At 45.2% G+C, this 19,125-nt stretch carries 20 protein-coding genes and 1 pseudogene; 7 read left to right on the plus strand and 14 right to left on the minus strand.

The window, feature by feature from the left end; genetic code table 11:
• Positions 1–243: pseudogene (locus tag AB4323_RS21580) on the minus strand (signal recognition particle-docking protein FtsY); the annotation flags it as partial.
• Between the two features lie 230 nt (positions 244–473).
• Between AB4323_RS21580 and rsmD the strand changes: the two are divergent.
• Positions 474–1,076, plus strand: coding sequence for a 16S rRNA (guanine(966)-N(2))-methyltransferase RsmD (rsmD, locus tag AB4323_RS21585; RefSeq protein WP_017066764.1), 603 nt, complete (start codon positions 474–476; stop codon positions 1,074–1,076).
• A 10-nt stretch (positions 1,077–1,086) separates the two neighbouring features.
• A complete protein-coding gene (locus tag AB4323_RS21590; RefSeq protein ID WP_016784000.1) occupies positions 1,087–1,353 on the plus strand; it encodes a DUF1145 domain-containing protein in 267 nt (88 codons plus the stop codon).
• Positions 1,354–1,470: 117 nt separating this feature from the next.
• Here the strand turns inward: AB4323_RS21590 and AB4323_RS21595 are convergent, their stop codons facing one another.
• The 4 genes from AB4323_RS21595 to AB4323_RS21610 form a co-directional block, all read right to left on the minus strand.
• A complete protein-coding gene (locus tag AB4323_RS21595) occupies positions 1,471–2,055 on the minus strand; it encodes a YhgN family NAAT transporter (RefSeq protein WP_017063768.1) in 585 nt (194 codons plus the stop codon).
• A gap of 222 nt (positions 2,056–2,277) precedes the next feature.
• Positions 2,278–2,514, minus strand: a complete 237-nt coding sequence (locus AB4323_RS21600) for a YecH family metal-binding protein (RefSeq protein ID WP_017061034.1) — start codon at positions 2,512–2,514, stop codon at positions 2,278–2,280.
• Between the two features lie 90 nt (positions 2,515–2,604).
• Positions 2,605–3,225 (minus strand): lysoplasmalogenase, encoded by a 621-nt coding sequence (locus AB4323_RS21605; protein WP_372153319.1) that lies wholly within the window; start codon positions 3,223–3,225, stop codon positions 2,605–2,607.
• Positions 3,226–4,152: 927 nt separating this feature from the next.
• The gene (locus AB4323_RS21610; protein WP_017633159.1) at positions 4,153–4,527 is read right to left on the minus strand and encodes a hypothetical protein; all 375 of its coding nucleotides are present in this window, start codon (positions 4,525–4,527) and stop codon (positions 4,153–4,155) included.
• A gap of 244 nt (positions 4,528–4,771) precedes the next feature.
• Between AB4323_RS21610 and AB4323_RS21615 the strand changes: the two genes are divergently transcribed.
• Positions 4,772–5,101: a DUF2500 domain-containing protein gene (locus AB4323_RS21615; RefSeq protein WP_017061032.1), complete on the plus strand. Its 330-nt coding sequence runs from the start codon at positions 4,772–4,774 to the stop codon at positions 5,099–5,101.
• A gap of 60 nt (positions 5,102–5,161) precedes the next feature.
• Here the strand turns inward: AB4323_RS21615 and AB4323_RS21620 are convergent, their stop codons facing one another.
• From AB4323_RS21620 to rhtB, 7 genes are all read right to left on the minus strand, one after another.
• A complete protein-coding gene (locus AB4323_RS21620) occupies positions 5,162–6,175 on the minus strand; it encodes an acyltransferase (protein ID WP_017061031.1) in 1,014 nt (337 codons plus the stop codon).
• 169 nt (positions 6,176–6,344) lie between these two features.
• The gene (arsJ, locus tag AB4323_RS21625; protein WP_029235838.1) at positions 6,345–7,565 is read right to left on the minus strand and encodes an organoarsenical effux MFS transporter ArsJ; all 1,221 of its coding nucleotides are present in this window, start codon (positions 7,563–7,565) and stop codon (positions 6,345–6,347) included.
• A 96-nt stretch (positions 7,566–7,661) separates the two neighbouring features.
• Positions 7,662–8,153: a cyclin-dependent kinase inhibitor 3 family protein gene (locus tag AB4323_RS21630; protein WP_017061028.1), complete on the minus strand. Its 492-nt coding sequence runs from the start codon at positions 8,151–8,153 to the stop codon at positions 7,662–7,664.
• A gap of 21 nt (positions 8,154–8,174) precedes the next feature.
• A complete protein-coding gene (locus AB4323_RS21635) occupies positions 8,175–9,176 on the minus strand; it encodes an ArsJ-associated glyceraldehyde-3-phosphate dehydrogenase (protein WP_372153321.1) in 1,002 nt (333 codons plus the stop codon).
• 173 nt (positions 9,177–9,349) lie between these two features.
• Complete coding sequence (locus tag AB4323_RS21640; protein ID WP_017063763.1) at positions 9,350–9,691, minus strand: metalloregulator ArsR/SmtB family transcription factor; 342 nt, start codon at positions 9,689–9,691, stop codon at positions 9,350–9,352.
• Between the two features lie 99 nt (positions 9,692–9,790).
• Positions 9,791–11,011 (minus strand): EAL and HDOD domain-containing protein, encoded by a 1,221-nt coding sequence (locus tag AB4323_RS21645; protein WP_017061025.1) that lies wholly within the window; start codon positions 11,009–11,011, stop codon positions 9,791–9,793.
• 45 nt (positions 11,012–11,056) lie between these two features.
• Positions 11,057–11,674, minus strand: a complete 618-nt coding sequence (gene rhtB, locus AB4323_RS21650) for a homoserine/homoserine lactone efflux protein (protein ID WP_372153323.1) — start codon at positions 11,672–11,674, stop codon at positions 11,057–11,059.
• A gap of 81 nt (positions 11,675–11,755) precedes the next feature.
• Between rhtB and AB4323_RS21655 the strand changes: the two genes are divergently transcribed.
• Together AB4323_RS21655 and AB4323_RS21660 are read left to right on the plus strand one after the other, a co-directional pair.
• Entirely contained in the window at positions 11,756–12,736 is a 981-nt protein-coding gene (locus AB4323_RS21655) for an alpha/beta fold hydrolase (protein WP_017061023.1), read from the plus strand.
• Between the two features lie 182 nt (positions 12,737–12,918).
• Positions 12,919–13,746: a Cof-type HAD-IIB family hydrolase gene (locus tag AB4323_RS21660; RefSeq protein ID WP_372153325.1), complete on the plus strand. Its 828-nt coding sequence runs from the start codon at positions 12,919–12,921 to the stop codon at positions 13,744–13,746.
• A gap of 87 nt (positions 13,747–13,833) precedes the next feature.
• Here AB4323_RS21660 and AB4323_RS21665 read toward each other — a convergent pair whose 3' ends face one another.
• Entirely contained in the window at positions 13,834–14,301 is a 468-nt protein-coding gene (locus AB4323_RS21665) for an EVE domain-containing protein (protein WP_017061021.1), read from the minus strand.
• A 39-nt stretch (positions 14,302–14,340) separates the two neighbouring features.
• Here AB4323_RS21665 and AB4323_RS21670 point away from each other — a divergent pair, with 39 nt between their 5' ends.
• Positions 14,341–15,885, plus strand: coding sequence for a COG3650 family protein (locus AB4323_RS21670; protein ID WP_017061020.1), 1,545 nt, complete (start codon positions 14,341–14,343; stop codon positions 15,883–15,885).
• Positions 15,886–15,887: 2 nt separating this feature from the next.
• Positions 15,888–16,484 (plus strand): tRNA-uridine aminocarboxypropyltransferase, encoded by a 597-nt coding sequence (locus tag AB4323_RS21675; protein WP_372153327.1) that lies wholly within the window; start codon positions 15,888–15,890, stop codon positions 16,482–16,484.
• Positions 16,485–16,588: 104 nt separating this feature from the next.
• On the opposite strand, the gene AB4323_RS21680 is transcribed toward AB4323_RS21675, so the two are convergent.
• Positions 16,589–19,069, minus strand: a complete 2,481-nt coding sequence (locus tag AB4323_RS21680) for an EAL domain-containing protein (RefSeq protein WP_017063759.1) — start codon at positions 19,067–19,069, stop codon at positions 16,589–16,591.
• Positions 19,070–19,125: the final 56 nt, after the last annotated feature.

Genomic DNA, 19,125 nt, shown 5'->3' on the forward strand with positions numbered 1-19,125 from the left:
TTCTGCTTCTGCTTCTGCTGCGACAGGTTGCTGCTCTTGTTGAGCTTCTTCAAGCGCTTGCTCAGATTCAGTTGGCTTAACTTGTTCAGCTTCAGGCGCGACCTGTTCAGCCTCAACTTGTGATTCAACTTCAGTTTGATCTTCAACGCTTTCTACGTTCGCTTCATTCTGAGTTTTTGGGCTTTGTTCTTCTTCACCAAAACCAAGCCACGATAATAATCCGCGCTTCTTTTTTTCCGTCATCAGAGGAGTTTCCTAGATCTACTAATTAGCTGTATTGACTTAATACACGTCGACTCTTTGCTATTGTTATACAATACAAGCTTGTACAAACGAATAGTAAAGAAAAATGACAAAGCAGTGATAAGTTTGCTTTTAGCTTGATACACTTTGTCATTGCAAATTTATTTAATACACGAACCCACTTAAATTGGGCTCGGTATAGTATCACTTTATTAGCGGTCAAAAAATCTATGGTAAGACGTCGCCAGCAAAACACATCACAAAAAAAGCCATCCGGAGGCTTTGTTCGAATTATTAGTGGCTCATGGAGAGGTAGAAAGCTGCCTGTTCATGATTTAGAAGGATTACGCCCAACCATTGACCGAGTAAAAGAAACACTCTTTAACTGGGTGGCTCAAGATATCCCACATTCAACTTGCTTGGATGTATTTGCCGGTTCTGGCGGTCTAGGTTTTGAAGCAGCTTCTCGCCAAGCCAAAATGGTGACACTGCTCGAAATGAATCAAAAGGCGGCTAAACAGCTTTCTGATAACGCGAAAGAGCTCAAGGCAGACAACATTAATGTCGTGAATACTGATGCTATCTCTTTCCTTAAGAAACCGGGCACGCCTTACGATATGGTTTTCCTTGATCCACCATTTCGTCAAGGCTTACTGGCAGAAACAGTACAACTGCTTGAGAGTAACGGTTGGCTTGCAGACAATGCCATCATTTACGTCGAGACAGAGAAAGAACTGAAACTCGAAGCTATGCCAGAGAACTGGGAATTGCATCGCGACAAGACCACCGGACAGTCAAGCTACCGACTGTTCAATCGAATCACTGAAGAATAGGAGTTATTGAATGAAGTTCTTGCTTCCACTAGCAAAAGCAGCCATCGCCTTTGTTTGGTTTATCTTAATCGTAAATATTTTCTACCCGTTTCCGGGTAATGCTGCGATTGCGCTTTATATCATGACCGCATTCTTGTTCTTCATGCACGGCCTGCAGATGCTGATTTTCATCGGTGCATTCGGCGATAAGATCGAGATGTCACGTTGGGAGAAGTGGTCAATATTGATTTTCGGTGTCTTCGCCTTACTCGATATCCGACGCAAACACATGATGTAATCGAGCTTAAGCCCAGATATAAAACGCTTAGCTACAGAAAACATCATGACAGAAACAGTAGAGACAAAAACGCCGCTCATTTAAGCGGCGTTTTTTTATTCAGCAATGATATTGATGTTAGCCCATGTAGCCTTTCACACCATCGAGGAACATTTGCGTCGACAGCATAACCAACAACAAGCCCATCAAGCGTTCGATGGCTTTAAGACCTCTCTCTCCCAGCACTCGCAGGAAGAAGCCATTAAACATCAGAATAAAGAAGGTAGCACCCCAAGCCAGCATCACTGCGCCTGAAAGCTCTAACATATTGTCAGGGTGCTGTGTCGACAACAGAATCAATGCCGCAATCACTGAAGGGCCAGCAATCATTGGGATCGCCATCGGCACAATAAACGGTTCTTCACCCGCCGCGAGGCCAGTAATACTACCCGCACTTGGGAAAATCATCTTAATCGCGATGATGAATAGAATAATACCGCCAGAGATACTCAAGGTTTCAGGCTGCACGTGCAGGAAGTTCATGATGCTTTGACCAGCAAACAAGAACAACAGCAGGATAACCAGCGCAAACATCAGTTCACGAACAAGAACAATACGGCGACGCTTCGGATCAATATGCTTAAGGATAGAGAGCACGATTGGTAGATTGCCAAGCGGGTCCATAATAAGAAACAGCATGGTTGCTGCAGATAAAATTTCCATAAGTTTGTCTCGAAAAGCGTAAGTGCGCGGAGTATAGCAGCCTCAACATTGATTTTCGAACGCAGTAATAAAAGGATTAACTTATGTAATTAGAAGGGAATTTTGCGAGAGCAAATAGAAAGGAAAAAGGAAAAAGAGAATTTAAAGAGTGAAGCCGAAACGTCGCATCCACTCTTCTTATCGATAAAAGCCAAAAGGCTCTAAAAACCAAATCTCTGGGAATTAGTGGTTACACACACGTTCGCGATTAGTGCAAAGCTTGTCATCAATAACCACGACCTTTTCCATCTTCAGGAAAAACTTCAGCAATCCATCTAAATCCAGACCGTTCAGCTTACACGTATGAAAACGCGCTTCTGCGCCATAAGTTTGAGCGAGTTCTTGCGTCAACTCTTCACGAGTCAGTGGCTTTTCACTCAGTAGGTTTAAAACGTTGTGTGCATGAATTTCGGTAGTCATAACTCTATCTCATGTTTAATGAAGTAGACGTAGAGTACCTACTTTCATCTGAGCTGCCTTGATGTAGCTCAGAGTTAAGCGAGCTCTACTCTAAATGGTAAGGGAAGCAACAATGAGAGCGTGCGCCAGAAAGTAGCTGCCCGTCACCCAAAAGTAGGCACCCTTAATTGGGCTACGATAGAAATTTAGCGCGTACGCCAATGCTGAAAGGAGCAGCACGCTACAGCCAGCAAAACCGACCGCGTGTGATAACTGAGGATCCAGAAGCCAAACCTCACCAGAAGCCCATGCTAACTGAATAAGCACAATGCCCATGATGACCACGGGAAAAACGAGTTTGTCTAAGCGTGGCAGCAGTAAAAAGAAAGCAACAACGCAAGCTGCCAATAACAGCGCGAACAACCACCAAACCATTTCACCTGATAGCTGTAACCAAAAAGCTTTGCTGTAACAGAGTTGAGCCAATAAGAAGCAGACAAAATGCAGAGGGCGTTTTTGAGTGAGAGTATGAAGCACATCTGCGATCGCAGAGATAGCCAACCCCGCAACTATCCAATAGGTAAAGTCAGCCACAACCGACTGAGTTAAAGCAATTGTCGCTAATAATACAAAGGTAAATACCTTATACGATAAGGCCTGACCGATATGTCCATGTTTCGTTCCTGCTATTGCTCCGATACCAGATAAGGAAACCGCTAACCAACTCCACATACCACTTGCCCTATTGCTTTAAATCGTCGCCAGTCTAGGCACACGAGTGTTGATGTAAAGCCTCAGCCCCTCAAAATTGGATCTTGATTACGCTTCCACTAAAAAGAGTCTCTTTAGATTGAAGTCGTAACAATTACCACCATGACAATTGCCATTCGTTTAAAACTAGAACGAATCATCATAAAACCCATTCAAACTGGCATTAGAGTCGCCATACTTGAATTTTGGCCAATTCTAACCTATCGACCCCACCAAAACCGGCCTAATTCCGTAAAATACCACACTTAAAAAATTAAAATAACCACATTTAAAGTAAATAATAACAATAACTTAAATAAACAAACTCAAGATTAATAGGAAAATAAAAACGCCAACCAAGCCTAGACTTGTAAAGTAGCCAGTTTTCTTTTTTAACGCCCAGTTTTGTCAGGTTATTTCAAGCCTCCGGTAAAAATCGCCACAAAAACCAAGCCGAAAACTTAAAAAACCAACCAAAACCAACCTAGCCACCACCAACCTCTATTAATACAGTTTAACAACCTTTAACAATATAAATTACACAAAACAACCATTACAAAACAACAAGTTAAATCAAATTAGAACAAACATAAATCACAACGAACAAATTAAGAACACACCATAAAACACAGTTAAACACTGCCAAACAAGCCAAAAACTCATAGTTTTCTGCTACTTTTAAAGCTTTCGAAAGTAATTCTTGATCTAAGGCCATAAGTAGTGCTATTCTTTAAAACATAGCGAGAGACAACCAAATTTAGGAGTAGTGTTATGATTTCATCTTCGCAAAGACAAGGACTTGTAATGATCGCGGTAGTTGTAGGTCTAATGACACTACCGATGATGTACTAAGCAAGTTACAGATAAAAAAAGGGACGCCATGAGCGTCCCTTTTTTTGTTCAATTTTTTCACTTCGAAAACAGATGCAGTGTTAGCACATCCCAGTTCGCATAATAGAAACCTGCGGCAGCTAAAGTCATTGCCATCATCAGTAAGATCGCAACTCGCCAGATAAAACGACCACTACGTGGAGTCAGCTCCTTCTCACAGTCGTTACACATCATGATGAACTTATGTTGGTCTTCCAACTGAGCGTCATGCTCATTGACTACCTTGTTACGACACGTTGCGATATAACGCAGCTTACTTACCATATCGTGCGGTAGCCTTTCTTCACAGCTTGTCACAAGCTCATGCAATCCTTCGCCTTCGGCATGATATTGAAGCCTCAATAATTTCTCTATATTGCGAGTTCTTGTCACCACTTTTTCAATATCGGTCATCTTAGCCCTCCCACTCCACACTATAATTCTAGTCGAGCATTTCCCTATTCTTATACAAAATCACTGTTATTTACGAGAGAAAGAGACAATAAATAACAATGCTTTATCCCAAACTGACCATTAAATGTGATGTCTGCCGAAAAATAATCAGCTTGGCTTACAACAGTTCACGAATAACGGCTTTAAACACATATCCCTATTGCTTGAAAGACTAGAATAACCATCACGACTACATGGAGGTTATATGCCTAATTCACTCTTTTTTGCCATCTTTGCTCTCGCTGCTCTAGCGGCTTGGGTATTTATTGGTTTCTATCGAAAACACTCGCAAGGTGAAAATGCGCCAGAGAAGAAAGTGAATGTCACGGTGTTAGACAAACAATCCATCGACCTTCCTGACGCAGAACCTGGCCAAGAAGATCAAGAGTACTGGATTTACGTTCAACGTGGTGTGGTAGGTCCGAAGCGAGAATTCCAAGTCGGCATCCACTATTTCCACGCCCTTAACCCTGGCGACAAAGGAACCTTAACCTACCAAGGCGATAAGTTCTTACACTTTGCGTTGAAGCGCTAAACGTCAGCCGCTTCAACTGTCGTCCCTAAGCAATCCATCAGAAAGCCTTAGCAATCACCGCTAAGGCAATAACCAACGCGTTTTCTCTGACTTAGACACCAACCAGCTCATCCATAATGCGCCAGCTCCGCTGATCACAATCCATAATGGAATAACCCATGCCGGATGTCCTTGGTACCAACCAAACTCTTTCATCGGCCACAAGAAAATCGGGTGCAGCAGGTAAATACCTAAGCTGTGCTTACTGATAAAGCCAACCACTTGGTTACTCTTCTCAGACAGGCCTTCACCATAGTAACGGCATACCATGAACACCATGCTCGCGGCTAATACGGTATTCAACGTTTTGTAAGATAGCCAGCGCCCTACCGTGTACTCTTCTGCTACCAAGCTTGCATCAACCACCATGTAAACCGTGGTTAGTAACGCTAGCCCACCCAGTAACACACTCACGCCAACGGTCATCTTGTTAAGTGGCACAATCTTATACAGCAAGTAACCCAATGGTAAGTAACCGGTGTACAACCACAATTCGTGACTCCAAGGGCCATCGATTTTCAGTAAGAACAGCAATGTTGTGAACAACCATACCGCCGTAAAGGCATAGACCGATCTATCACCGTACTTTCTAACCATGATCTGCAAGAACGGAATCACAAAATAGAGTGGGATGAAGTAATAGAAGAAACCAAGGTGGTAATAGGTGTAATGATGGTAGCTATTAAGCAACACGTCCCAACTGACGTCGGCATCAAAGCCCATTGCCGACCAGCCCGACAGATAGGTATAGAAAAGCGACCAGACAATGAAAGGTATCAGTACCTTGCCCAAACGACGCTTGAGGTAGTATTTGGCGTCAAACGGGCGCTGATCACTGAGCATCAGTGCGCCAGTAATCAAAATGAACACAGGTACTGCCCAGCGGCTGAAACCGTTTACCGTAATGGCAGTAAGCCATTCACCGAAAGGAATAGTGCCCAACTCATTGCGATAAGGCGCCAAAACATGAATCGCGATAACCGCTACGGCCGCGACACATCGTGCTAAATCAAAAAAGAGAATTCGCTGCTTCATGTAAATGCCTGATTAATATTCAATCATTCTACTATAGCAATAAAAAAGCTGACCGGAATAAATACCAAGTCAGCTTAGTGTTAAAGGAGATACTTATCGCGAATTTAGCTCATACGACTCTAGCTTCTGCGACTTGAGCTCTCACAAATGAGGCTCATGTGGCTGAAGCTTATGCCGCTGAAATTTGCGGCACTTTCGGTAAACGCAGAGAGATCACCGTCGTTATCGCCAAGAATGCGAAGGAAACCCACAGACACGCAGACAAACCTGCCATTTGGAATACCAAGCCCGACAATATCGTGCCAATCAAACGGCCCATCGCGTTTGCCATGTAGTAGAAACCGACATCAAGAGAAACGCCATCGCCTTTCGCATAACTCACAATCAAATATGAGTGAAGTGATGAGTTCACCGCAAAGATGACACCAAACACCATCAAGCCACCGATAATAACTAACTCGGGTTGCCAGCCAATCTGTACCGCATAAGCGATAGCAGCGGTCACTATAGCCAGCGCACCAGCCCATAACAGCGCGGCATGGCCATCTGGCACCTTACCTTGAGCTTTACCAGTAATCTTCGGCGCTATGCCCTGTACAAAGCCATAAGCGATAGTCCAAGCAGCTAAGAAACCGCCAACCCATGAGTGATCCCAACCAAACACACTGCCTAGGTAAATCGGCAAAGCAATCACAAACCACACATCACGAGCGCCAAACAGGAACATACGTGCTGCGGATAGGATGTTGATGGATTCAGACTTAGAGAAGATCTGTTTGAACTTAGGCTTGGTTTTCGCTTTGCCCATGTCCGCTTCTAAGCTCAACACACTGCCAACGAAGACCAATGCCAACACGGCTGCCATCGCGAGCACGGCGTATTGGAAGCCAATCGTTGAAAGCAGTAAACCACCAATAAAGAAGCCTGCCCCTTTAAGCGCATTCTTAGATCCGGTCAGAATCGCAATCCACTTATAAAGCGCGCCTTGTTGTTCATCAGGAACCAGAGTCTTAATTGAGCTCTTGGCACTCATCTTATTGAGGTCTTTAGCGATACCAGACAAGGCTTGCGCCGCCATGACCCAAGGAATGGTCAGCATTGCCGTTGGCACCGCGAGCATACCCAAGGCGACGACTTGCATGCCTAACCCAATGTTCATGGTCTTATTGAGGCCAAGACGCGCCCCTAACCAGCCACCGATTAGGTTAGTCACCACACCAAAGAATTCATAGAAAAGGAACAGTGAGGCGATTTCTAACGAACTGTAGCCAAGGTCGTAAAAATACAGAACCACCAACATGCGAAGTGCACCATCAGTAATGGTGAAGTTCCAGTAGTTAAAAGTCACCAACATGTATTGGCGAACGCTCTTACTTAGATTTGAAAACATAACGCTATCTCTGCAATCTAAACAAAAAGAGCTTTTGGATCATGATAAGTTCAACACTCCAGATACCAAAAGCTCCCTGTCTAACACTGATGACTATTAGCTATTCGCTACGCCATTAATGTATTCAACCTGGATAGGTTTAGTGAAGGCACCTGGACGCAGTGCCTGCACCTCTTGAACTACCTTGCTCAAATCCCAGCCTTTTTCTAACAGTAGGTGAGCTGCGAACAAACCAGTGCGACCAGAGCCGCCCATACAATGCATTGCAACCTTGCCGCCGTTATCGACGATGTTATGTAGCTCAGGGCTAGCTGCTTGCCACTTCGCAGCAAAACCAGCACCCGGTGCACAGTCGTCTTCAATTTCGATCTGGAACCATTGCATACCTAACGCACGTGTTTTTTCACCAAGTGCCGCCACGTCTTTGCTTGCAAGCTCATGGTCATCAAGTGCTGTCACGATAGCTTCAACGCCTTGCTCTTTTAGCTGAGCCAGTGATGCATCAAGCGTTGCTTCTTTTGTGCCTGGGCACGGAGTAAGCACTAGCGCACCTTGCTCTAGGTCTAGTTGCCATGTTGGATGTATCATTATATCTTCTCCAGATTCTTATTAAGCAAGGCCAACGGTACGAACAAGCTCAGCGGTACGTGTTGCGTAACCCATCTCATTGTCGTACCAAGCGTAGATCTTAACCATGCGCTTACCGACCAACATCGTTGATAGTGCATCCACGATTGTTGAGCGTTGGTCGCCTTTGTAATCGATAGAAACCAGTGGACGCTCTTCAAAGCCAAGAATACCTTTTAGTTCATTCTGAGACGCTTCTTTCAGCATCGCGTTAACTTCTTCTGCCGTGGTGTCTTGCTTCACTTCGAAGATGATGTCTGTCAGAGAAGCGTTCGCTAGCGGTACACGAACTGCGTGGCCGTTGATGCGGTTTTCTAGCTCAGGGAAGATCTCAACAATCGCTTTGGCGCTGCCCGTCGTTGTTGGGATAAGACTCATGCCACATGCACGTGCGCGGCGTAAGTCTTTGTGCGGCGCATCAAGAATAGTTTGCGTGTTAGTTAAATCGTGAATAGTGGTGAAGGCTGCGTTCTCGATACCAAGCTTCTCGTTGATCACCTTAACCACTGGCGCGATACAGTTCGTTGTACAAGACGCTGCCGTTACGATTTTGTGTACCGCAGGGTCGAAGATATTGTCATTCACACCAACAACGATGTTTGCGATGCCTTCTTCTTTCACTGGCGCCGATACCACAACACGTTTCACGCCCTGCTCTAGGTATTTGTTTAGGAAAGAGGTCTTACGGTGAACACCTGTCGCTTCGATAACCACATCACAACCAGACCAGTCGATCACATCGATGTCGCGCTCTTGTGTGGTCTTGATGCGCTGGCCATTAATGATCATCTCATCGCCTTCTGCAGTTACTTCGTGGTGAAAGCGACCTTGAACTGAATCAAATTCTAGAAGGTGGGCCAGTGTTGTTGTGTCGCCAGCAACATCGTTAATTTGAACAAATTCTAGCTCATCCCAATCGAATGCTGCGCGAAGTGCTAGACGGCCGATACGACCAAAACCATTAATACCTACTTTGACTGTCATTTTCTGTTCTCTCAGTTAATTGCCTTCATATTTGAAGCCGCAGCGTTGTTGACTACGTTCACTTACCGGAGCGCCGGCCGCCCTAATTACATAGAGCCACTATGCTCATAGGGATAAGTTCACTTGTCGCCTAGCTGCAACTACAACTATTTCGGCATTAAGTTTTAATGTATTTAAACGCAACATACTGGGCGTGAGTTCATCGACTCTAAGCGCTCAATATCTTGCTGGTATTCAGTTTTCAAACAGTTCGATGCAATAAGGTCGTCAATTAACTTTAGCATCCAACCTGGTAAATCTTGTGACAGGCGGTAAAACACCCACTGCCCCTGGCGAACATCAATCAAAACACCGTTTGAACGCAGCTGCGCAAGATGGCGTGAAACCTTTGGCTGACTTTCTTGCAATGCCTGAGTCAACTCACCAACCGATAAGCACTCATTGCGAACTATCAACATTAAGCAACGCACTCGCGTTTCATCGGACAGTAATTTAAAAAATTGGTGAGGAAGCATAAAAACATACTCATATATGGATATGCACATATCTTAGATATAAAAAAACGCACGTCAAGGCGTGCGTTTCAATTGTCATAAAAGTTTAACGAAGAAATATCAGAGCTTGTTGGTCACGGTATGGCTCCAACGGCGCGCTTCAGTAAGCTCCGTTTTAACCTGATCCACGCTTAATCCTAAATCGGCGCAGTGCTCATCAATCTGTTGCCAATCGGCATGCTCAAAGCTCTCTTCAAGTGCGAGCAAGGTACCATATGGCCCTTCTCTACGTAATAGAGCAACCTTGATACTTTTACACAGCGGCAACTGCTCGACTAAGTTATCTAACGACAAGTCCAACAGAGCATCCAACAAGGAGAATAAGCCAATCATAAAGGCCTGTTCTCTATACCCTTCAAATGCCTGATAGCGAGACATACGCTGACAAAACTGAGCACGCTGTAGAGACAATCCATACAGCTCTTTAGGCTTTTTATCGGACACATAAGAGGCGACGGCTAACGAGACAAACATTTTCAGTTTCTCTTGACCTAGATATACCAAAGCCTGACGAAAAGAAGAGATGGTAACTTCAAGGCGCGGCGACATAGTATTCACAAAACGCAGCAGCTTATATGAGAGCGCCACATCTTTCGCGACAATGCTCTCCACCCGTTGAAAGTCCACATCGGGCTTACACACTTCTTGAAACAGCTCCATAGCAATCACTTGCTCAGGGCTAATGTATTTACTCTTGATGATTTCCGGTTTATTGAAAAAGTAACCTTGGAAAAACTTAAAGCCAGCCTCTTTGGCTTGCTGGAATTCTTGTTCGGTCTCAACGCGCTCCGCCAAAAAGCTAAACTTTTTCCCTTGATGCGCCCTAACCAAATCACACGCTTCATCCAAACCCATCTGCATAATATCGAGCTTTACGATATGCGTGTATTTAAGGAAACGTTCCCATTCTGGGGTCGAAGTAAAATCATCTAGGGCAATCATGTAACCCGCTTGGTAAAGGTCTTTAACCGCTTCCAACAATTCATCTGTTGGTTTACAGGTTTCCAGAATCTCTACCACCACCTTATCTTTCGGCAAACTTAAGGGCAGTCGACGAATCAAACTTTGATAAGGGAAGTTGATAAAGCAGCGTGAAGATGGAATAGAAGGGTTAAGACCAACAGACAAGAAGTTCTCAACAATCAGACGATACGTTGCTCGATTAGACTCAATATGCGCTGGGTACGCATTCTTTTCTCCATCGCGAAATAACAACTCATAGCCGAGTGTATTCCTCTTGCGATTTAAGATAGGTTGTCGAGCAACGTATGTAGCGGTCATTTCTTGATAACTCTGATTGGTTTAACTATAACTCAGTCGCTTAATCTAAGCTTTCGCGGCAGCTAGCAAAGCACCGCAGCCCATGAACATACCACCAAATATTTTATTTATCTTACCCATTATGCGATCAGAGCGAATAAAACTTCCCATTTGTGACGCTAATGAGGTGTAACCCAACATAACAACGCTATCAATGAATACTGTCGTCACACCTAGCACTAATAACTGAGGTGCTTGAGGTTGTGTAGGGTCAATAAACTGAGGAAACAAAGCCACCAAAAACACGATTGATTTCGGGTTAGTTAGGTTGATAAGCACAGCGTTTCTCAGCAGTTTGCCACTCGACAGAGTAGAGCTTTCTTCAGATGCTACTAGGCTCGAGCTATCACGCCACTTTTGAATACCTAACCAAAGTAAGTACACCACGCCGACCCACTTAATGATGGTGAACGCCAACGCAGACTTAGCAACGAGTGCACCGATACCCGCGCCCACCAGCATAATGTGAAACGCAAGACCAAGCTGTAAGCCAACAATTGATGCGAGTGACTTTTTAGTGCCATAGCTAAGCCCATTACTGATTGAGTTAACGGTACCCGAGCCCGGAGCCAAGCTAAACAAAATCGCTGTGACAACATAAGCAAGCCAAACATGAGTATCCATTTGCATTTCCTTACTAGTTCTTTAATCTAACAACATTAGTAGCAATAAAGCTCTCACACGCATCAGTTCAGGTAATTTCCCATGGAAAACCACAGCGAAGCCACCTTCCCTTACACTCAAGAACCTCAGTTCGATCATGCGATTAAACACCCGATCAACGCTCTTTGGCAACAAAGAAAAGAGGGGTTTTTAACATCGTCTGGTAAAAAGAAACTGTACTGGTGCAGCCTCACCTCAGAAAAGCACAGCAAAGCTATTGTGATTTCAAATGGCCGTATCGAATGCTGCCAAAAATACCAAGAAATCTTTTATGATTTTTATCAACAAGGCTATGACGTTTATTCATTTGACCACCAAGGTCAAGGCCAGTCTGAACGTATGGTAACAGACTCTGACATTGGTCACATTCATGAGTTTGATGATTATGAATCTGACATGTCTGACGTCATTGCCAGTTTTGATCTCAGTAAGTATTCCAATCGCTACCTGCTCGCACACTCAATGGGCAGCACCATAGCCACTCGCTACCTACAAACCCATCCAGACCACCCGTTTGATAAGGTGACTCTGTGCGCTCCGATGTTTGGTATCAATACCGAGTGGTACCTGAAACCTATCGCGATGATCGTTGGACAAGTGCTTACCGCTTTTTATGCCAAGCCAACTTACGCGCCGGGCCAGCAAGCATATTATTCGAAGCCTTTTGAAAACAACTTACTGAGCCACAGTAAGGTTCGCTATCAGTGGTTCCGCCGCTTATATGACGAGTCTCCATCTTTGCAGGTGGGTGGACCAAGCACGCGTTGGGTGTGGCAAGGGTTAATGGCCGCCAAGCAAGCAATTCAACAAACTCGTCAAATCAAGATCCCTCTGCTATTGATTCAAGCTGGGGATGAAAAGATTGTCAGTAACAGTGCTCAAGTAAAGTTCATCTCTAAGCTGAAGAAAACCAACTCTGATTGTCAGTTTAAGTTGATTGAGGGTTCTAGGCATGAGGTGTTGTTTGAGCAGGATGAATATCGCAATCAAACACTGGATGCGATCAATCAGTTTTTCGCCTAGAGCTAATAGGCTAAGCAACCTACCAAGAAAATAAGCGCTAAAGAGGAAGAGAAGTAAGTGAGCTTTGCCCTCTTTTCTTGCATGAATTTGGCATACAATTTCTACCTAGAGATATTGTAGTTAAAACGATTCTAGCGCTGGCTAGCGTCAATATTGGTTAAGCATTTTGCAATGAGGGTTAAATGAGTATTCCTGCACTAAAAGATTCCGTGAAAATTGTTGCTTCTGATTTAGATGGTACGCTTTTGGCTCCCAACCATCAGCTAAGCGACTTTACCAAGCTAACGCTTAAGAAATTACACGACCAAGGTTATACCTTCATCTTCGCTACGGGTCGTCACCACGTCGATGTGGCGGGTATTCGTCAGATAGCAGGTATTCCGGCGTACATGATCACTTCAAACGGTGCACGCGTGCATGACCAAAACGATCAACTGATGTATAGCCAGAACGTACCTCAGGAACTCGTTCAGCCAGTTATTGATATTGTGCGCCAAGATCCAAACCTCTTTATTCACATGTACCAGAATGAAGATTGGTTACTAGACCGTGAAGATGAAATGTTGGCTAAATTCCACAGTGAGTCTGGCTTTAGCTACAAGCGCTTTGAAGCTGAAAACGCACCAAGCGAAGGCATCGCGAAAGTCTTCTTCACACATCCAGAACAAGACCACGAATATCTCGTCACGTTTGAACAAAAGCTAAGAGATGCTTTTGGCGACAAACTGAACATCGCCTTCTCTACACCTTGGTGTCTGGAAGTGATGGCAGCTGAAGTCTCTAAAGGCCACGCTCTAGACGCTGTTGCAAAATCACTAAACCTGACTCTGGATAACTGTGTTGCCTTTGGTGATGGCATGAACGACGCTGAAATGCTGGCTATGGCGGGTAAAGGTCTAATCATGGGTACATCACATGAGAAAGTGATGAAAGCACTACCTGACAATGAAGTGATTGGCAGTAACGCAAACGATGCCGTTGCTCACTACCTAGAAAAGCATCTGCTCTAATCTCGCTCGTTGAACAGATCTGAATAAATAAAAAGGCAGCCAACTGGCTGCCTTTTTTGAACCTTACGTAAAAAGCTCTCTCTAACGCTATCGAGAACCTAACACTTCTTTGCTTAAGATTGCCTGCCACTCTTGTTCGGTAACCGGCATGATCGATAAGCGATTACCGCGTTTCACCAAGGGCATTTCGGAGAGTTCAGGCATGGCTTTAAGCGTAACCAAAGGAATCAAGCGTTCAGTCACTCGCACAAACTCGACATCCACCATGATCCAGCGTGGGTTATCGGGTGAAGACTTAGGATCGTAGTAATCACTCTCAGGGTCGAACTGAAAGTGGTCTGGGTAGGCTTCTCTGGTTACTTTAGCGATCCCCGCTACGCCAACTTTTTTACATGATGAGTGGTATATCATCACCAGATCGCCAAGCTTGACGTCATCACGCATCATGTTTCGAGCCTGATAGTTGCGTACACCCTCCCAACAAGAGGTTTTTTGTACTCTAAGAGTCTGAATAGAGAAGGTGTCGGGTTCTGTTTTAAATAACCAATATGCCATAATAAATCCAATTAACGGTTGCTCCGAGGAAGATATAACATGAAGGTAATGAAAAACCCAGTGACATGGCTAGTCGCGTTCGCTCTACAAGGCTGTGTTACGGCACCTGATACGCCGCAACAACCTGAACAGCCCCCAGCAAACTTGGATGAGCCACTGAGCATTCAACCGCAAACCTTCATCATGCGTGGTCAGGTGGTGGTTGGCCATGAAAGCCGAACCTTCACTCCTTGCGGTAGCCAACAACAATACTGGTTAGACTTATCTCCAGAGTTAGCGTTAGAAGCACAAGGGCTCTCAACGAGACCTTACCAAGCCTTATATGGCGAGCTGATTGGTCACCTAACCGTGCCGAGCCAAACGGGTTATAACGCAGATTTCACAGCGCGTTTCGTGGTTGACCAAGTGAACATCCTAACCGCAGAGAACCCAGATCGCTGCGTCCAACCGCTGCGCTCAACACGAGTATTTGGTAATGAACCCTTCTGGTCAGCAACCTTCGATAAAGACCAGCTGAAATACACCAAGATGGGCGAACAGCCACAGACCCTCGATATTGAATCAAGCCGCACCACATCGAGCAGCCGTGACTACCAATTAGAAGGTAAAGCTGCACAAGGCAAACTCAACCTTACGAAAGAGAGCTGTAGCGACGGCATGAGCGATTCTATCTATGGATGGCATGCCAAGCTTAACCTCAATGACAGTAACTACAATGGCTGTGCGACGGTCTCTAACCAAGATCCAACGCTGGACTGGAGCGGACTCTACTTCGCTAGCTCAACGCAAAACTCAGGGTTCTCTATCAACCTTGAACTCAACAATGACCACAGTGCTATCACGACTTATTCATACAGCAATGGAGACCCTTCTATTGTTGAACAAGGCTTCTGGCAGCAACTGAACCAAAATCAGGTACAAGTGGTTATGACTCGCCACCAGCAACAATATTTGATCTCCGAGCGCATCTTCACACTCGATAATGGCAAGCTAATCGCTGAAAAAGAGAAAGTGGGCAACGTGGTGTATCCGATTGCCAATGGCGGTCTGGTGCTATTCGAAGCTAAGAGTGCGCAAGCACAAGTAAACACCACCACTAACGTTGATCTAACCGCAAAGCAGGTGAACTCCAGCGATCAACTTGATCCAAAAGTCGACCAAGCGATCCGCGAATACTTTAAGATCAACAACAGCTCACCTGACGACACTAAATACCGCTGGTTAACCTACGACCTCAACGGCGACGGTAAAGAAGAGCTGTTCGCCCAACTCGATTGGTGTGGTTCTGGTGGCTGTACACTGCTAATTTTCGAAAACCATCAAGATAACTGGCGCTTCAATAGCCGAGTGACACTGGTTAAGGGCGACATACGCTTAGGTAAATCGCAAAACCACGGCTGGCAGGATCTGATCTTCAATGTCAGTGGCGGCGGTGCAACACCGGCGAAACACACACTTTCATACTCTGGTGTCAGCTACCCGCTAAACCCAAGTGTCGCTCCAGTTGCAGATGATGCTGATATCAGCGACGTGGTTTTGTTTGCTGATGGTATCTCACCCGCACAAAGTGGAGTTAAGTTGTAAACATGAGTAACCAACAAGCTTGCCATGGTTGTAGCTTCACTCACCAATGTATTTGTCACCTGATACCTAGTGTCGCATGCCAAATCGATCTTGTACTGCTCACTCATGAGAATGAACTGTCACGCGATACCAATACAGGGAAGCTGCTTCAGCAATCCCTTGATCAGTGTCAGTCCATTGTATGGCAAAGGAAAACACCACCAGCGGAGCTCATCGCACTGCTTGACGATGAAACACGACAACCGTTTCTTTTATTCCCAAGTGATCAAAGTGTCGAGTGCCAGCAAGCTGTAATGACCCAAGCCCAGAGCCGTAAGCCGCTATTCATCATCTTGGATGGCACATGGCAAGAAGCGAAGAAGATGCTTAACAAGAGCTCGTGGTTACAAGCCGTTCCGCAAGTTCACCTCGATATTACCAGCGAATCTTCATACACCTTGCGCCGCAACCAAGACAGTGGCCACTTGTGTACTTGTGAAGTGGGTATTGAGTTACTCAAATCTTTAGGTGAAAGTGAATCTGCCAAGCTCATTGATGACTACTACCAGCATTATCTAAAAGTGTTCCACGCCGACAAGTGTGGCCACGCCCTCAAATAGACCAAGCAGGCGCGCGGGAAGGTAAAAACACATTTCGGGACGAGACAGACACTAAAAACAAAAAGGGTGAGCCAACCAGTGTTTCACGTGAAACGCTCGCTCCATCAAAACAAACGCTGAGGTTGACCAAAGTAATACCCTTGCAAGTAATCGACCCCCATGTCTTCAGCAATACGGCACACCTGCTCATTATGAACGAACTCCGCCACCGTCTTAGCATTCAGAATCTGGCATAAGCTCACCAACTGCTGAGCGATCTTGCGCTGCTTTTTATCTTTATCAATATTGCGAATCAAACTGCCATCAAGCTTGATCACCTGTGGTTCTAGCTTCAATATCTCATCAATGTTCGAATAGCCCGAACCAAAGTCATCAACAATAATATTCACACCAAGATCGCGGAAGTGATTACACACCTCAATCAAGCGACCGTAATCCTGAATTTGTTCCGTTTCTAACACCTCCAAGCCAATACGCTGTGGGTGACTGATTTTCTTGATCGCTTGTTCAAGGTGAAGAATGGTTTTCTCATTGCTGAAATCTTGTGGCGCTAAATTAATTGAGAACGAATCGGTTCGCTGACTCATAAAATCGAAGGTGCGCGTTATCATCTGACGACTGAGGCGTGTATAGAGATGGGTTCCTTCAATGATTGGCAAGAACTTACCCGGTGCAATTAACTGACCGTCCTCTTCAATTCGAACCAAACACTCGTAGCTCTCTACCTGATGACTGTGTGCTGAAACTATGGGCTGAGAGCACGCCACAATATTCTGATTAAGCACCGCGCGACTCACGCACGACAGCCAACCAAGTTGCTCTTGGCGATGCTTCTCCAATTGAATGAGTGCCTTGGCGCTCACTAGGTGCTTGTTCTGGCTGACAGCGCTGCGCCTCGCATCAATCGCCTTCAACAATAAGTCATCAATAGAGGTAGTCGGGAAATCTCGACGGCTGGCGATACCCGCACAGATAGACACCGACAAGTAATCAATATCGGGTAAACCGGTAGGCTCAAAATTCACATGCTCGGTTTGATCGGCAAATTCCGAGAATCGCTGATGAATATGTTCTTGGCTCGCCCAACTATCAAACACCACCGCCCACTCACCAATACCGATACTGTAGAGCTGACAGCCCTCATCAAAGAACTGCCACAGCGCCTTTTGAAAGTACTCACTCAAATCATGCAGAAGCTTGTCACCTACTCGATAACCATACTTCTCATTGATCTGACCAAAGGTCGTGACCTTCAAAGCTAGTAAGTGGCTATCACTGCTCATCTTCGACAGTTTCTCACGCAGCACACTTCGATTGGGTAAACCTGTACGGTGATCAATTCGATAGCTTGCCGTCAATGCAGTGGCTTGCTGCTGAATCTTACTCGCCATGCTGTTGTTCATGTCATCGACATCAAGCAGTGCATTTCGGATCAATGAAAACAGAGGGGATATGTTGGTCGCGGGTTGCGTCTCTAATGGCAATACCGCCTTACCCTCGCCTTCTCTAAGCGCAAGATAAGTGAGGCTATGGTGCAAGATTCGCTGTTGGCCATTCTCTTGATAAAGTTCTCCCATGCAGTAAACGCCATAGCTGTCGGCCAATTTTTGGAAAACCTCAACCTCTTGGTTGCCATCAATAAAGTCGATACGAGATGTACAGTTATAAATGAAGAACTGTTCTGGCCTATGAGAGGCGATCTGCTGCACGCCCAGTCGTATCTGCTCTAAGGTCAGTGATGGATGGTCATAACAAAACCGGACCTCATCGCCCACTTGGAACAGGCCGCTGAATTCTATCTCTCCACTTTCCGTTACCTTGAGCGGTAAGTGAATGTTTTGCTCTTTCGGGTCACCGACCATCAAGGGAAAGTTATGCAGTTGCTCAAAAGGCACTTCGAGGCCATCAGCGAGGTAACGATTGTAGAGTTCGCGAACAGGCATCCCATCCAGTTCTAACAACCGGTTCTCTTGAGCACCTGTCACTCGAAAAGTTCGACCAATCGGATTCCATTCAGTGTAGTAACCCTTAGCGATGGAGAGCTCAACACTGTGCAGCGCCAACATCACATAGGCATTTTCATAGCAAATGCCGTCTAACATCACCCATCGCCCATTATCTGTGATGGTCGATGCACCGCCACAGATCGGTAATGAATACATCGACTGCTCAAACGCTGAAAATAGATCTCGGTTATTTATCTGCAAGCGGTCTGCGAAACAGATGATGCTTTGAGTATTATCATTGCACTCAAGCTGTTGCCACATAGCGTGGCTATCGAGCAATGGTTGTTCGCTATATTCGACAACACCACAAGAGTAAGACGTCGCGTCAAAGCGGGTAACAATCAGATAAAGACCTTGGTGCAGGATGACACCTTGACTAATGTAGTGGTTAGCACTGCAACCAATCAATTTGGCATTGGGAAAAGTCGATTGAATCACTTGGCAGGCAGCCAAAACAGAACCTTTCTCGAAAGACGAAAACACCTGGATCAGTAGGCTTTCATGTTGATGAAAATCTATCTTTTCCAATTCACGTTGGGTTTGCTCAATGTCTTGTATCAGGAGAGAAGTCGACTGCATATTCACATTAATCGTTACGTTAATGATTTATTATTGTGCTTATTATAGATAAGGCT

The sequence above is a fragment of the Vibrio sp. 10N.261.52.C11 genome, assembly GCF_041471405.1.
GTDB classification, from domain to species: Bacteria; Pseudomonadota; Gammaproteobacteria; order Enterobacterales; family Vibrionaceae; genus Vibrio; species Vibrio crassostreae_C.

Excerpts from the sequence above, each read along its gene's own strand:
- AB4323_RS21595 (WP_017063768.1), bottom strand. The coding sequence starts at position 2,055 with ATGGAAATTTTATCTGCAGCAACCATGCTGTTTCTTATTATGGACCCG.
- AB4323_RS21630 (WP_017061028.1), bottom strand. The coding sequence starts at position 8,153 with ATGATACATCCAACATGGCAACTAGACCTAGAGCAAGGTGCGCTAGTG.
- AB4323_RS21635 (WP_372153321.1), bottom strand. The coding sequence starts at position 9,176 with ATGACAGTCAAAGTAGGTATTAATGGTTTTGGTCGTATCGGCCGTCTA.
- AB4323_RS21640 (WP_017063763.1), bottom strand. The coding sequence starts at position 9,691 with ATGCTTCCTCACCAATTTTTTAAATTACTGTCCGATGAAACGCGAGTG.
- AB4323_RS21600 (WP_017061034.1), bottom strand. The coding sequence starts at position 2,514 with ATGACTACCGAAATTCATGCACACAACGTTTTAAACCTACTGAGTGAA.
- AB4323_RS21605 (WP_372153319.1), bottom strand. The coding sequence starts at position 3,225 with ATGTGGAGTTGGTTAGCGGTTTCCTTATCTGGTATCGGAGCAATAGCA.
- AB4323_RS21620 (WP_017061031.1), bottom strand. The coding sequence starts at position 6,175 with ATGAAGCAGCGAATTCTCTTTTTTGATTTAGCACGATGTGTCGCGGCC.
- AB4323_RS21645 (WP_017061025.1), bottom strand. The coding sequence starts at position 11,011 with ATGACCGCTACATACGTTGCTCGACAACCTATCTTAAATCGCAAGAGG.
- arsJ (WP_029235838.1), bottom strand. The coding sequence starts at position 7,565 with ATGTTTTCAAATCTAAGTAAGAGCGTTCGCCAATACATGTTGGTGACT.
- AB4323_RS21665 (WP_017061021.1), bottom strand. The coding sequence starts at position 14,301 with ATGGCATATTGGTTATTTAAAACAGAACCCGACACCTTCTCTATTCAG.
- rsmD (WP_017066764.1), top strand. The coding sequence starts at position 474 with ATGGTAAGACGTCGCCAGCAAAACACATCACAAAAAAAGCCATCCGGA.
- AB4323_RS21615 (WP_017061032.1), top strand. The coding sequence starts at position 4,772 with ATGCCTAATTCACTCTTTTTTGCCATCTTTGCTCTCGCTGCTCTAGCG.
- rhtB (WP_372153323.1), bottom strand. The coding sequence starts at position 11,674 with ATGGATACTCATGTTTGGCTTGCTTATGTTGTCACAGCGATTTTGTTT.
- AB4323_RS21670 (WP_017061020.1), top strand. The coding sequence starts at position 14,341 with ATGAAGGTAATGAAAAACCCAGTGACATGGCTAGTCGCGTTCGCTCTA.
- AB4323_RS21610 (WP_017633159.1), bottom strand. The coding sequence starts at position 4,527 with ATGACCGATATTGAAAAAGTGGTGACAAGAACTCGCAATATAGAGAAA.
- AB4323_RS21675 (WP_372153327.1), top strand. The coding sequence starts at position 15,888 with ATGAGTAACCAACAAGCTTGCCATGGTTGTAGCTTCACTCACCAATGT.
- AB4323_RS21680 (WP_017063759.1), bottom strand. The coding sequence starts at position 19,069 with ATGCAGTCGACTTCTCTCCTGATACAAGACATTGAGCAAACCCAACGT.
- AB4323_RS21655 (WP_017061023.1), top strand. The coding sequence starts at position 11,756 with ATGGAAAACCACAGCGAAGCCACCTTCCCTTACACTCAAGAACCTCAG.
- AB4323_RS21660 (WP_372153325.1), top strand. The coding sequence starts at position 12,919 with ATGAGTATTCCTGCACTAAAAGATTCCGTGAAAATTGTTGCTTCTGAT.
- AB4323_RS21590 (WP_016784000.1), top strand. The coding sequence starts at position 1,087 with ATGAAGTTCTTGCTTCCACTAGCAAAAGCAGCCATCGCCTTTGTTTGG.